The 13,055-nt window shown below is 66.5% G+C and carries 10 protein-coding genes; 2 read left to right on the top strand and 8 right to left on the bottom strand.

Annotated elements, in window-relative coordinates; translation table 11 throughout:
• Positions 1-5: 5 nt before the first annotated feature.
• The gene (locus ACM0PB_RS02070; RefSeq protein ID WP_414604306.1) at positions 6-1,565 is read left to right on the top strand and encodes a PepSY-associated TM helix domain-containing protein; all 1,560 of its coding nucleotides are present in this window, start codon (positions 6-8) and stop codon (positions 1,563-1,565) included.
• A 24-nt stretch (positions 1,566-1,589) separates the two neighbouring features.
• On the opposite strand, the gene ACM0PB_RS02075 is transcribed toward ACM0PB_RS02070, so the two are convergent.
• Together ACM0PB_RS02075 and ACM0PB_RS02080 are read right to left on the bottom strand one after the other, a co-directional pair.
• Positions 1,590-1,994, bottom strand: coding sequence for a VOC family protein (locus tag ACM0PB_RS02075; RefSeq protein WP_005417880.1), 405 nt, complete (start codon positions 1,992-1,994; stop codon positions 1,590-1,592).
• 97 nt (positions 1,995-2,091) lie between these two features.
• On the bottom strand, positions 2,092-3,282 hold the full coding sequence (locus tag ACM0PB_RS02080; RefSeq protein WP_414604307.1) for a glycoside hydrolase family 18 protein: 1,191 nt from the start codon (positions 3,280-3,282) through the stop codon (positions 2,092-2,094).
• 215 nt (positions 3,283-3,497) lie between these two features.
• Here ACM0PB_RS02080 and ACM0PB_RS02085 point away from each other — a divergent pair, with 215 nt between their 5' ends.
• Complete coding sequence (locus tag ACM0PB_RS02085) at positions 3,498-4,490, top strand: tetratricopeptide repeat protein (protein ID WP_231109138.1); 993 nt, start codon at positions 3,498-3,500, stop codon at positions 4,488-4,490.
• Positions 4,491-4,611: 121 nt separating this feature from the next.
• On the opposite strand, the gene pnp is transcribed toward ACM0PB_RS02085, so the two are convergent.
• The 6 genes from pnp to nusA form a co-directional block, all read right to left on the bottom strand.
• Positions 4,612-6,720, bottom strand: a complete 2,109-nt coding sequence (gene pnp, locus ACM0PB_RS02090) for a polyribonucleotide nucleotidyltransferase (RefSeq protein WP_053499253.1) — start codon at positions 6,718-6,720, stop codon at positions 4,612-4,614.
• Between the two features lie 151 nt (positions 6,721-6,871).
• Complete coding sequence (gene rpsO / locus ACM0PB_RS02095) at positions 6,872-7,132, bottom strand: 30S ribosomal protein S15 (RefSeq protein WP_414604308.1); 261 nt, start codon at positions 7,130-7,132, stop codon at positions 6,872-6,874.
• A 173-nt stretch (positions 7,133-7,305) separates the two neighbouring features.
• Entirely contained in the window at positions 7,306-8,214 is a 909-nt protein-coding gene (gene truB, locus ACM0PB_RS02100; protein WP_414604309.1) for a tRNA pseudouridine(55) synthase TruB, read from the bottom strand.
• Between the two features lie 108 nt (positions 8,215-8,322).
• Positions 8,323-8,706, bottom strand: a complete 384-nt coding sequence (gene rbfA, locus ACM0PB_RS02105; protein ID WP_005410447.1) for a 30S ribosome-binding factor RbfA — start codon at positions 8,704-8,706, stop codon at positions 8,323-8,325.
• A 92-nt stretch (positions 8,707-8,798) separates the two neighbouring features.
• Complete coding sequence (gene infB, locus ACM0PB_RS02110) at positions 8,799-11,447, bottom strand: translation initiation factor IF-2 (RefSeq protein ID WP_053499259.1); 2,649 nt, start codon at positions 11,445-11,447, stop codon at positions 8,799-8,801.
• Between the two features lie 92 nt (positions 11,448-11,539).
• Positions 11,540-13,051, bottom strand: a complete 1,512-nt coding sequence (nusA, locus tag ACM0PB_RS02115; protein ID WP_005417911.1) for a transcription termination factor NusA — start codon at positions 13,049-13,051, stop codon at positions 11,540-11,542.
• Between the last annotated feature and the right edge of the window lie 4 nt (positions 13,052-13,055).

Genomic DNA, 13,055 nt, shown 5'->3' on the forward strand with positions numbered 1-13,055 from the left:
CCCCCATGAAGTTCAGTTCGCAGACGCTGCGCACGTTCACCACCCTGCACACCTGGGTCGGCCTGGTCGCCGGCTTCGGCCTTTTCGTGGCCTTCTATGCGGGTGCGCTGACCCTGTTCCATCACGACTTGCCGCTGTGGCAGACCCCGGGCGCAGCCACCGCCTTGCCGGCGGGCCTGGACGATGCGCAGTACCTGCTGGAAGACGTACTGGCGACACACCCGGAGGCCCGCCGCCACGTTGGCATGACCTTCCCCGGTACCGAACACCCGCAGCCCCTGGCGTACTGGCAGGCCGATGACGGCAGCTGGCGCTACGCCTGGCCGGGCCAGATCGCCGGCAGCCCCGCGCCGCCGCAGACCGGACTGGCAGAACTGGTCAACGAACTGCACTACAGCCTCGGCCTGCCGGTGGCCGGCATCTATGTGATGGGCATCGTCAGCCTGCTGTATGGCATGGCGCTGCTGAGCGGCCTGGTGATCCACCTGCCGAGGCTGTTCGGCGACCTGTTCGCGCTGCGCCCGGGCCGCAACCTGAAGCAGCTGTGGCAGGACGCGCACAACGTGATCGGCGTGCTCAGCCTGCCTTTCCACCTGATGTTCGCAGTCACGGGCGCCCTGCTGTGCCTGGTGTTCGTGCAGATGGCCCTGCTCAATCCGCTGATCTACGACGGCAAGGCGCTGCAAGCGGTACCGACCGCGATGGACACTGCGCCGGTGCGCGATGCCAGCGGGATTCCGGCACCACCGGGCAGCCTGCGCGTGCTGCATGCGCGCGCACTTGAAGTGGCCCGCGCGCAGGGCGTGGCCAACTTTGAACCGGCCTATCTGAAGCTTGCCAATGGCGGCGATGCCAACGCCACGATCGAGATCACCGGCGAGGCCAGTGGCACCCTCGGCCCGCTTGGTGCCGTGGCATTGGACGTCGCCACCGGCAACCTGCTCGCGTCGCAGCTGCCGGGCCAGCGCGACGCCAACCACGCCACGCTCAGCGCCGCCTACGCGCTGCACTTCGGTGAGTTCGGCAACGGCGTGGTGGTCTGGCTGTACTTCCTGCTCGGCCTCGGCGGTGCGTTCCTGTTCTACTCCGGCAACCTGCTGTGGATCGAGTCGCGGCGCAGGCGTCGCCAGCCACAACAGCCACGTGCCGGTGTGAACATGGCGCGGGCCACGGTCGGGGTGTGCATCGGCCTGTGCGTGGCGATCTCGATCGCGTTCGTCACCGCACTGGTGCTGGAGCGGCTGGCACCGTCGGCGCTCGACCACGGCATCCGCTGGGCCTGCTTCGGCAGCTGGGCAGCCTGTGCGCTGTGGGCTGCACTGCGCCGCCCCGCGCAGGCCGCGCGCGAACTGCTGTGGGCCGCAGCGATCAGCACTGCACTGGTGCCGGTCCTGCACGGTGCACTCAATGGTGACTGGCTGTGGCGCGCCGCCGCGCGTGGCCAGTGGCCGCTGTTCTGGATCGATGCCATCGCGCTGGCCATGGCCTTCGGCTTCGCCCGCCTGGCCGTCGCCAGCCATCGCCGCGCCCGCAACGGCGATCCGAACAGCGTCTGGGCGAACTGAAGCGTCGCCGGACACGGGCCGGCGCTACCGCTGCGGGCGCTCTTCGCCCGGGTAACGACTCACTTCGATCAGGTTGCCATCCGGGTCGCGGAAGTACACTGATTCGATCGGTCCCAGCGCACCGGTACGCGCGACCGGCCCCTCCTCCACCACAATGGCCTGCGCCTGCAGGTGTGCCAGCACATCGACCATCACTGTGCGCGTGACCAGGCACAGATCGGCACTCCCCGGCGTGGGTCGCAGCGCATGCGGCTGCAGTGGCGCATTGGCCGGATGCAGGTTGATCTTCTGCTGGCCGAACTGCAGCGCGCTACGTCCCGCGCCGAAGCGTACGACCTGCATGCCGAGCACGCGCTGGTAGAAGTCACAGCTGCGTTCGATGTCGGCGACGGTGAGAACCAGGTGGTCCAGGCGTTCGAGATGGATCATGCGCAAAGCGTAGCGCCGCCGGCGTCATCGCACTGTGCGGTGCCGGGTCGCTGGCGTTGCAGCATGGCGCCGGACATCGGCCGGCGCCACCCGGTGCTCAATCGCCGATGCGCGCCTTCTGCCACGGGCCGAGCATGGCGTTGAGCAGGCTGGCCTGATCGTCGTCACCGGTCAGCTCCCACATGAACACTCCGGCCAGGCCCTGCTCGCGGGCGAACTGCGCACGCAGGCCGATCGAACGCGGGTCCTCATAGCTGATGAGGATCTTCTGCCCGGCGTTGTACAGCCACGGGCTCTGCGCCTGCGGCTGCCAGTGCCTGGTCCAACCCGGCTGGTCGAGATAGCGCGCCTTGATCACCCGCCAGTCGCCGGCATCGGCCGGTGCACTGTAGGGCTGATACAGGCCGTCCGGTGCATCGCCGGTGACCTTGAAGCCGCGCCCGTAGAACGGCACGCCCAGCACCAGCTTGTCGGCCGGCACGCCATGTTCACGGTAGTACTGCACGGCGCCGGCCACGTTGTTCCAGCGGCGCAGCTCCGGCGCCAGCGGATCGGCCGGCACTTCATGCAAGGGCGCATTGAAGGTCGACACCGACGAGAAGCCGGTGCCCATGTCGTAGCTCATCAGGTTGATGAAATCGAACACTCTGGCCAGCGCCGGCAGGTCGTAGCTCGCCGCCGGATCATAGGGGCCATCGGTCTGCAGGCGACCGGCGGCCAACGCGGCGGTCAGCAGCATCGGCTGGCCAACCTTGCGACCGCGCGCATCGAGTGCCTGGCGGAAGGCCTGCGCAAGCCGGGTCAGGTTGGCGCGATCCTGCGGGCGGTGTGCCAGCTCCTTCGGCCCACCACTGACCGGGAATTCCCAGTCGATGTCCACACCATCGAAGCTGCCTGCATGGCGCTCGAAGAACAGCGCAATGCATGAGTCGACCAGGCGCTTGCGGCTGGTTTCGGTCAGTGCCGCATCGGAGAAGCCGCCTGCGCCCCAGCCGCCAATGGAAATCAGCGTGCGCAGCTGCGGGTGCGCCTTCTTGAGTTCGGCCAGTGCGGCGAAATTCTTCGGCGCTTCCGCACCGACCGTGCAGCGGCCGTCCTCGATGGTGGAGAACGCGTAGAACAGGTGGGTCAGGCGCTCGGCCGGAATGCTCGACACCGGATAGCGCTCGGCCGATCCGCCAGGGTAGTAGGCGCCGAAGATCGGCGGCTGTGCGGGCGCTGCGTGCGCGGCAATGGGCAAGGCACCGGCAATCAGCACGGCAAGGACGGCCACGGTCTGGCGGAACATGGGATCTCCCGGTTCAAAGGCGCCGCCACGTTAGCAAACGGAAGGACCCATGGGACGGATGTCGCGGCATGTCGCCCCGTGACAGGCACACCGCATCCCGTGACGACAGCGGGGCAGACACGCGATTGCCGTCATGCACTGCAGCAGGACACGCACCGACGCCGCCGCCCCATGCATCGGCTAAGGTAGCCGCAGACCTTCAATCGCGCATGGACATGAGCATCGACTACGACAGTATCGACGACGGCGACCTGCTTGGCGACGAAACCCTCGACGACCGCGAGGCACTGGAGGCGCGCGCCTACGCCGCCTTCCGCGAAGGCGACCTGCAGCAGGCGGTGGCGCTGTTCGGCGAGCTGATCGCACTCGCTGCCGAAGTGCCGTACCTGCATTACATGCGCGGATTGGCACACAAGTACCTGCGCGACTGGGCCTCCTCACTGCAGGACAACCTCCAATCAGAACAGCTGCGCGGCGAGTTCGATGAAGCCACCGCGTGGAATGCCGGTATCGCCGCCACCGGCGTCGGTGACTGGGCCGAAGCACGCCGCCAATGGTCCCGCTGTGGCATCACCCTGCCCGAGGGCGAAGGCCCGATCGAGGGCAACTTCGGCGTAGCCTGCGTGCGCTTGGCACCGTGGTCCGACGCCGAAGTGGTGTTTATGAGCCGCATTGATCCGGTGCGTGCACGCATCGACAACGTACCGCTGCCTGAAAGCGGCTTCCGCTTCGGCGACATCGTGCTGCACGACGGGGCCTCGACCGGCCAACGTGCCTATGACGAGCGCCAGGTGCCGGTGTTCAATGCCATGCAGCGCCTGCAGCCTTCGGACATGGCGACCTTCACCGTGTTCGTGCAGTGCGACTCGGCCGATGACATCGCTGCTCTGGAGGCCATCACGCTGCCCGGCATCGGCATGGTCGAGGACTGGACGGCCACCGTGCGCCGGCTGTGCCGCCGCTGCAGCTACGGCACGCCTCACCATCATGGCGATGAGGCACCACGTGAAGACCAATGGAGACGCGAACGTGACCTCGGCGTGGCCGCACAGGGCCGGGCCGCGGTGGAAAAGCTCATGGCGATGTGGGTTGCTGCAGCCCCCGGCCGCGTGCTGGAGGCCATCGAACAGCGCGAGCACCCGCTGAGTGACCCCGAGCCGGGCCAGGTGTGGTGGCTGGGAGAGGAGGAAGAAGGCGCGCAGGTGTAGGGACCAACGATCCTCGCCCACAGGATTCCAGGCAAAGAGAAAGCGGGCCGAAGCCCGCTTTCTCATTTGCGAAAGCGTGAGGACCAACGGTCCTCACCCACCGCACGATCAGCAGTACCGATTATTCGGCGCTGGCGCCTTCGCCTTCTTCGACGGCCTTCATCGACAGGCGGATACGGCCCTGCTTGTCGACTTCCAGCACCTTGACCTTGACCACATCGCCTTCCTTCAGCTTGTCGCCGACCTTCTCGACGCGCTCGCTGGAGATCTGCGACACGTGGACCAGGCCGTCCTTGCCCGGCAGGATGGTAACGAACGCACCGAAGTCCATGATCTTGGCGACCTTGCCTTCGTAGATGCGGCCCGGCTCGACGTCCGAGGTGATCTGCTCGATGCGGGCCTTGGCGGCCTGGGCAGCGATGGCGTTGACCGACGCGATGACGATGGTGCCGTCGTCCTGGATGTCGATCTGGGTGCCGGTTTCCTTGGTGATGGCCTGGATGGTCGAGCCACCCTTGCCGATCACTTCGCGGATCTTGTCCGGGTGGATCTTGATGGTCAGCAGGCGCGGCGCGTAGTCCGACAGCTCCTCACGCGGAGCGGTCAGGCCGTGGGCCATTTCACCCAGGATGTGCAGACGGCCAGCCTTGGCCTGCTGCAGGGCCTGCTTCATGATCTCTTCGGTGATGCCTTCGATCTTGATGTCCATCTGCAGGGCGGAGATGCCCTCAGCGGTACCGGCCACCTTGAAGTCCATGTCGCCCAGGTGATCTTCGTCACCCAGGATGTCGGACAGGACCACGAAACGGTCGCCTTCCTTGACCAGGCCCATGGCAATACCGGCCACCGGTGCCTTCACCGGCACGCCGGCGTCCATCAGGGCCAGCGACGAGCCGCAGACCGACGCCATCGACGAAGAACCGTTCGACTCGGTGATTTCCGAGACGACGCGGATGGTGTACGGGAAGGCTTCCAGCGACGGCATGACAGCCAGCACGCCGCGCTTGGCCAGACGACCGTGGCCGATTTCGCGGCGCTTCGGGCCCATCATGCGGCCGCACTCGCCCACCGAGAACGGAGGGAAGTTGTAGTGGAACAGGAAGTTTTCCTTGTACTCACCGGCAACGGCATCGATGACCTGGCCATCACGGGCGGTGCCCAGGGTGATGGTCACGATGGCCTGGGTTTCGCCGCGGGTGAACAGCGAGGAACCGTGGGTACGCGGCAGCACGCCAGTCTTCACGGCGATCGGGCGGACGGTGTCCAGCGCACGGCCGTCGATACGGACCTTGGTGTCCAGCACCGAGTCACGCATGGTGCGGTATTCCAGCTCGCCGAATTCCTTCGACAGCTCAGCCGGGTTCCAGCCTTCGGCGGCCACGCGGCCCGCCAGGGCTTCGAACACGTCCTTCTTGATCGCCGAGATGGCGTCACGGCGCTGCAGCTTGTCGCGCACCTGGAAGGCTTCGCCCAGGCGCGGGCCGATGGCTTCCTTCAGCGCGGAGATCAGCGCGTCGTTCTTGGCCGGGGCTTCCCAGGTCGACGGCTTGGTGCCGGCTTCGACGGTCAGCTCGTTGATCGCGTTGATGACCTTCTGCATTTCGCGGTGACCGAAAGTCACGGCGCCCAGCATCACGTCTTCGGACAGCAGCGCGGCTTCGGATTCGACCATCAGCACGGCGTTGGAGGTACCGGCAACGACCAGTTCCAGCTGCGAGTCAGCCAGTTCGCTGACGGTCGGGTTCAGGATGTACTCGCCGTTCTTGTAGCCGACCTTGGCAGCGCCGATCGGGCCCATGAACGGGGTGCCGGCCAGGGCCAGGGCAGCCGAGGCGCCGATCAGGGCCGGGATGTCGCCGTCCACGTCCGGGTTCAGCGACATGACCGTGGCGATGATCTGCACTTCGTTCTTGTAGTCTTCCGGGAACAGCGGACGGATCGGACGGTCGATCAGACGCGAGATCAGCGTTTCCTTCTCGGTCGCACGGCCTTCACGCTTGAAGAAACCACCCGGGATGCGGCCGCCGGCGTAGAACTTTTCCTGATAATCGACGGTCAGCGGGAAGAAGTCCTGGCCTTCGCGCGCGCTCTTGGCGGCGACGGCGGTGACCAGCAGTACGGTGTCGTCCATCTTGACGATGACCGCGCCGCTGGCCTGGCGGGCGACTTCGCCGGTCTCAAGCGTGACGGTGTGCTTGCCGTACTGGAAGGTTTTGGTGATTTTTGCCACGGAGGGTGTCCTTGGGGATGCTGTCTGCGAATTTGGACCGTCGGCGACCCTTGCCGCCAGCGGGTGGCCGGATCGTTCCGGCCTGAATCGGGGATTGCGGTGCTACAAAACAAAACCGCGGCGCATCGCTGCGCCGCGGGGGATTCGTTGCTTAGCGACGCAGGCCAAGCTTTTCGATCAGGGCCTTGTAACGCTCGACGTCCTTCTTCTTCAGGTAGTCGAGCAGGCTGCGACGGCGGTTGACCATCTGCAGCAGGCCGCGGCGGCTGTGGTGATCCTTCTTGTGGGTCTTGAAGTGGCCGGTCAGCAGTTCGATGCGGGCGGTCAGCAGGGCAACCTGGACTTCCGGGGAGCCGGTGTCAGCGACGCTGCGCTTGTTGTCTTCAATGACCTTCTGGGTGTCGATCGACATTTCTTTTTTCTCTGTGATGCGTGGCCGGCAGGAACGCGCTTCGCGCACCGCCAGGCTCGCCGTGGACTACGAGGATGAAACCTGCGGGAGGCAGGTTGCCGGAAAACGGCCGCTAAATTGTAACGGCCAGGGGCTTCCGGGACAAGGACCGGGGCTGAACCACCCTGCCCCGGTCAGAGGTTGAAACGGCGCTGCGGGGCCAGCAGGCCACTGTCGTCGACCTGGCCCAGGCCCTGGACAGCATCGTCCGGACCGAACACGGCCACCAGACCATGCGGCCAGGACATGTCACGCTGGCGCTGGCCGACGCAGAAACGGTGAGCCTGGGCGGCGTCGAGGTCAACCCGCGGATACTCGGCCAGGCCGGCCGCCAGCGGCAGCAGCAGCGCGTCCATGCCCGCCTCGTCGCCGGCCTCGGCCATCACCCGCAGCTGGTCCAGGGTGACCATCACCGGTTCACGGAACGGCTCGACCCATAGCCGGCGCAGCGCACTGATATGGGCGCCGCAGCCCAGGCGTTCGCCAAGGTCGCGTGCCAGGCTGCGGATGTAGGTGCCGGAGCCACAGGTCACGCGCAGCCGCAGCCGTTCCTGCTGCTGCTCGAGTACCTCGATGGCGTGCACCTGGACCTCGCGCTCCGGGGCCTCGATGGCCTCGCCGCGGCGGGCCTTCACATACAGCGGTTCACCGCCCTGCTTCAGCGCCGAATAGATCGGCGCCCGCTGGCGGATGTTCCCCGTCAGTGGTGCCAGCGCAGCCTGCAGGGCCTCGGCGCTGATCGCCGGCACCGGACGCTGCAGCAGCACCTGGCCCTCGGCATCATCGGTATCCGTGGTCTGGCCGAGCACGATCTCGGCATCGTACGCCTTGGCCGAACCCAGCAGCAGGCCGGCGATCTTGGTCGCCTCGCCGAAGCATAGCGGCAGCAGGCCGGTGGCCAACGGGTCGAGGCTGCCGGTGTGGCCCCCCTTCTCGGCACGGAACAGGCGGCGCGCCACCTGCAGGGCGGCGTTGGAGCTCATGCCGGTCGACTTGTCGAGCAGCAGGATGCCATCCAGGCGGCGGAACTGAATTCGGGTCATGACAGATACGGGTAGCGCCGGGCCATGCCCGGCGAGCGCGAAGCGCGGCCAGCGTCCGGCCTCGCACGGTCAGAATGAAAAGACGCCGGGCATGGGCCCGGCGCTAGCTTATTCTTCGTCGCTCTCGCGACGCTTCTCCGCGGCCAGCGTATCGGGCAGGTCGCGCAGGATGTTGTCGATGTGCTCACCACGGTCGACCGAATCGTCGTAGTGGAAATGCAGCTCCGGCACGTGGCGCAGCTTCATCGCACGGGCCAGGTCCATGCGCAGGCGGTAGCCCAGCTCCTTCAGGCCGGCCACGGCTTCAGCCGAGCGTTCCGGCATCAGGGCGGTGACGAACACCTTGGCATGGGCCATGTCGCGGGTGATTTCCACGTCGGACACGCTCACCGAGGGCAACCCGTGCTCGCGCACGGCGTTGTGCACCAGGGTGCCGAGTTCACGGCGCAGCTGGGCGGAGACACGGTCGGTTCGATGGAAAGTCTTGGGCACGAGCAGCTCTTGGTTCAGTTGTCGCCCGACCAACGGTCGGGCGCTACAGGTACATGGTAGGGCCCGACCGTTGGTCGGGCCACCTTGCAGCATTACAGGGTGCGCGGCACTTCGATACGCTCGAAGCACTCGATCTGGTCGCCTGGCTTGACGTCGTTGTAGGCCTTCACCGCGATACCGCATTCGGTACCGTTGCGGACTTCCTCGACGTTCTCCTTGAAGCGACGCAGCGATTCCAGCTCGCCCTCGAAGATCACCACGCTGTCGCGCAGCACGCGGATCGGCTTGTTGCGCTTGACCACGCCCTCGATGACCATCGAGCCGGCAACGGCGCCCAGCTTGGAGCTGCGGAAGACGTCGCGGACCTCGGCGATACCGATGATCTCTTCGCGGATCTCCACGCCCAGCAGACCGGATGCCACCTGCTTCACCTGATCGATCACGTCATAGATGATCGAGAAGTAACGCAGGTCGACGCCGTTGGATTCAATGATGCGACGGGCCGAAGCATCCGCACGCACGTTGAAGCCGATGACGGTGGCCTTCGAAGCAGCCGCCGAGTTGGCGTCCGATTCGGTGATGCCGCCGACGCCGGAGTGGATCACGTTGATGCGGATGTCTTCGTTGGACAGCGCGACCAGTGCCTGGCTCAGGGCCTGCACCGAACCCTGCACGTCGGCCTTGATGACCAGGTTGAGAACCTGCTGGCCCTCGCCCTTGCCCAGGGTCGCCATGATGTCTTCCATGCGGCTGCCAGCGGTGGCGACCAGGCGCGACTCACGGCGCTTGGTCTCACGCTGCTGCGCAACATCCTTGGCCAGGCGCTCGTCCTCGACCACCACGAAGTCGTCTCCGGCTTCCGGTACACCGGACAGGCCCAGGACCTGCACCGGGATCGACGGGCCGGCGAACTCCGGCTGCTTGCCGGTTTCGTCGAACAGCGCACGCACGCGGCCGTACTGGATACCGCACACCAGGTAGTCGCCCTTCTTCAGGCGGCCCTGCTGCACCAGCACCGTAGCGACCGGGCCGCGGCCCTTGTCCAGCGACGATTCGATCACCACGCCCGAGGCGCGGCCTTCGTCGACGGCCTTCAGTTCCAGCAGTTCGGCCTGCACCGACACCGCGTCCAGCAGGTCGTCGATGCCCAGGCCGGTCTTGGCCGAGATCTCCACCATCTGGATGTCACCACCGAACTCTTCGGCCACGACCTGCTCGGAGAGCAGCTCGTTCTTGACCCGCATCGGGTCGGCACCGGACTTGTCGATCTTGTTGATCGCCACGATCAGCGGCACACCCGCCGAACGGGCGTGCTGGATCGCTTCCTTGGTCTGCGGCATGACGCCGTCGTCGGCAGCAACCACCAGCACCACGATGTCGGTCAGCTTGGCACCGCGGGCACGCATCGAGGTGAACGCGGCGTGGCCCGGGGTATCCAGGAAGCTGATGACGCCCTTGGGCGTTTCGACGTGATAGGCACCGATATGCTGGGTGATGCCGCCGGCTTCGCCGTGGGCAACCTTGGTGCGGCGGATGTAGTCCAGCAGCGAGGTCTTGCCGTGGTCGACGTGACCCATGATGGTGACCACCGGCGGGCGCTGCACGGCTTCGCCCTGGTTTTCACCGGTCGAAGCCAGCAGCGCGTCTTCGGCATCGTTGTCGTTGGCACGGATCGCCTTGTGGCCGAGTTCTTCGGTCACCAGCGCAGCGGTGTCGTGGTCGATGGACTGGGTGATGGTCGCCATCACGCCCATCTTGAACAGCGCCTTCACCACCTCGCCGCCCTTCAGCGCGAGCTTCTGCGCCAGGTCGGCCACGGTGATGGTCTCGCCGATCGCGACTTCACGCACGACCGGGGCGGTCGGGCGTTCGAACGCGTGCGGACCGGCATTGTTGCCACCACGCGACATGTCGCGACGGCCACCGGACTGGTTGCGGCCACCCGGACGTCCACGCGAATTGCTGTTGTTGCTGTTGCCGCGACGCGCACGGTCGGCGGCCGACAGGTGCATCTGGCCGGCGAAGCGGTCGCCCGGGCCACGCTCGTTGCGCGGCGCGCTGCGGTTGTTGCGCTCGTCGTTGCGCGGCGGCGGCGGCGGAGCACCACGCGGCGCAGCCGGGGCGGCGGCCGGGGCGCGCGGCGGGCGCGGCGCGGTTTCGTCGATCGGAGCACGCTTGGGCTTGCTGGCGGCCAGTGCCTCGGCCGCCTTGGCCGCAGCCGCAGCTTCCTCGGCAGCCTTCTTCTCGGCTTCGGCGCGTTCCTTGGCGGCGGCCTCTTCCTCACGGGCACGGACGATGGCCTCGTCGCGCAGACGATCCTTCTCGGCCAGGGCCTGCTGTTCGGCGAGGTTGCGCGCGCGCGACTCTTCCAGCTTGCGCAGGATGTCGGCGCGCTCTTCGTCCGGCGTCATGGCGCGAGCACCATCCTTGACGTAGGTACGCTTCTGGCGCACCTCGACATTCACGGTCGTCTTGCTGCGACCGGAATTGACCGTCACTTCCTGCTGCTTCCGGCGGTTGAGCGTGATCTTCTTCGCAGACTGATCGGTCTCTTCCGGGGCCTGCTCGGGCTTGCCGTGCGAACGACGAAGGAAGCCCAGGAGCTTTACCTTCTCGGAGCTGGTCACGACCTGGTCGGGACCGCTGAACTTCATGCCGGCACCGGCCAGCTGTTCCAGCAGTTTTTCGACCGGCGTGTTGACCAGTTCGGCAAGCTTGCGGATGGTGGTTTGCTGCGACATTCGGATCCTATGATCTTGTGGGCGCCCCCCCGCATCTGGAGGTGGCGCGGATTCTACGCCCTGAGCGGCTCAGGGCCCTGTTCATTGCCGGCTCATTCGCCGCGTTCCAGTCGGGCGATCTCCTCGGCACGGGCGGCCAGGATCAGCGCAGCGGCGCGCGCCTGATCCAGTCCTTCGATGCCGAAGTCCATGACCTCGTCGGCGGCCAGGTCGGACAGGTCCTCGCTGGTACGCACGCCGTGGCCGGCCAGCGCATATGCGGTGGCTTCGTCCATGCCCTTCAGGGACAGCAGGTCCTGCGCCGGCTGGCCGTCTTCAAGGCCTTCCTCGACTGCCAGGGCCTCATTGAGCAGCGCATCGCGGGCACGAGCGCGCAGCTCTTCGACGATGTCCTCGTCGAAACCTTCCACGGCCAGCAGTTCGCCGACCGGGACATATGCGATTTCCTCGACGGTGCCGAAGCCTTCGCTGACCAGGATGCCGGCGATTTCCTCGTCCACTTCCAGTTTGTCCATGAACAGCTGGCGGGCGGCAGCCTGCTCGGCCTCCGACTTGGCAGTGACCTGGTCCTGGGTCATCACGTTGAGCTGCCAGCCGGTCAGGCGGCTGGCCAGGCGCACGTTCTGGCCGCCCTTGCCGATCGCCTGGGCCAGGCGGTCTTCGGCAACGGCCAGGTCCATCGAGTGCTTGTCCTCATCGACGATGATCGACTGCACTTCGGCCGGCGCCATCGCGTTGATGACGAAGTTGGCCGGGTTGTCGTTCCACAGCACGATGTCCACGCGCTCGCCATTGAGCTCGTTGGACACGGCCTGCACGCGCGAACCGCGCATGCCGATGCAGGCACCGATCGGGTCGGTGCGCTGGTCGTGGGCCAGCACGGCGATCTTGGCGCGGTCGCCCGGATCGCGGGCGCAGGCCTTGATTTCCACCAGGCCCTGGCCGACTTCCGGCACTTCCAGCTTGAACAGCTCGATCATGAACTCCGGCGCGGCGCGGCTGATGAACAGCTGCGGGCCACGCGGCTCCGAGCGCACTTCGGCCAGGTAGCCGCGCACGCGGTCGCCGGCACGCAGCACGTCGCGCGGAATGCCCTTGTCCTTCGGAATGAAGCCTTCGGCATTGCCACCGAGGTCGACGTAGATGTTGCCGCGCTCGGCGCGCTTGACCACACCGGTGATCAGCTCACCCACGCGATCCTTCCATGCATCCACGACCTGCTGGCGCTCGGCTTCGCGCACGCGCTGGACGATGACCTGCTTGGCGGCCTGGGCAGCGATGCGGCCGAAGTCCGGGTTCTCGATCTGCTCTTCGATGTAGTCGCCGACCTCGACGCCTTCGGCCTCGTCGACCGCGTCCATCAGGCGGATCTGGCGATCCGGCGATTCCATGACCACGTCATCGGCCACCACTTCCCAGCGGCGGAAGGTTTCGTAGCTGCCATCCTTGTGGTCGATGACCACGCGGGTCAGCACTTCCTCCTCGGGATAGCGCTTCTTCGCTGCCGAGGCCAGGGCGGCCTCGATGGCATCGAAGATCACTTCACGCGGCACGCCCTTCTCGTTGGCGACTGCGTCGACTACCAGCAACAGTTCCTTGCTCATTGGC

Source organism: Stenotrophomonas sp. AR029, assembly GCF_047520695.2.
In the GTDB taxonomy this organism is placed as follows: domain Bacteria; phylum Pseudomonadota; class Gammaproteobacteria; order Xanthomonadales; family Xanthomonadaceae; genus Stenotrophomonas; species Stenotrophomonas sepilia.

Coding starts and splice junctions, on each gene's coding strand:
- ACM0PB_RS02075 (WP_005417880.1), bottom strand. CDS start 1,994: ATGATCCATCTCGAACGCCTGGACCACCTGGTTCTCACCGTCGCCGAC.
- ACM0PB_RS02080 (WP_414604307.1), bottom strand. CDS start 3,282: ATGTTCCGCCAGACCGTGGCCGTCCTTGCCGTGCTGATTGCCGGTGCC.
- ACM0PB_RS02070 (WP_414604306.1), top strand. CDS start 6: ATGAAGTTCAGTTCGCAGACGCTGCGCACGTTCACCACCCTGCACACC.
- rpsO (WP_414604308.1), bottom strand. CDS start 7,132: ATGTCGATCGACACCCAGAAGGTCATTGAAGACAACAAGCGCAGCGTC.
- ACM0PB_RS02085 (WP_231109138.1), top strand. CDS start 3,498: ATGAGCATCGACTACGACAGTATCGACGACGGCGACCTGCTTGGCGAC.
- nusA (WP_005417911.1), bottom strand. CDS start 13,051: ATGAGCAAGGAACTGTTGCTGGTAGTCGACGCAGTCGCCAACGAGAAG.
- infB (WP_053499259.1), bottom strand. CDS start 11,447: ATGTCGCAGCAAACCACCATCCGCAAGCTTGCCGAACTGGTCAACACG.
- truB (WP_414604309.1), bottom strand. CDS start 8,214: ATGACCCGAATTCAGTTCCGCCGCCTGGATGGCATCCTGCTGCTCGAC.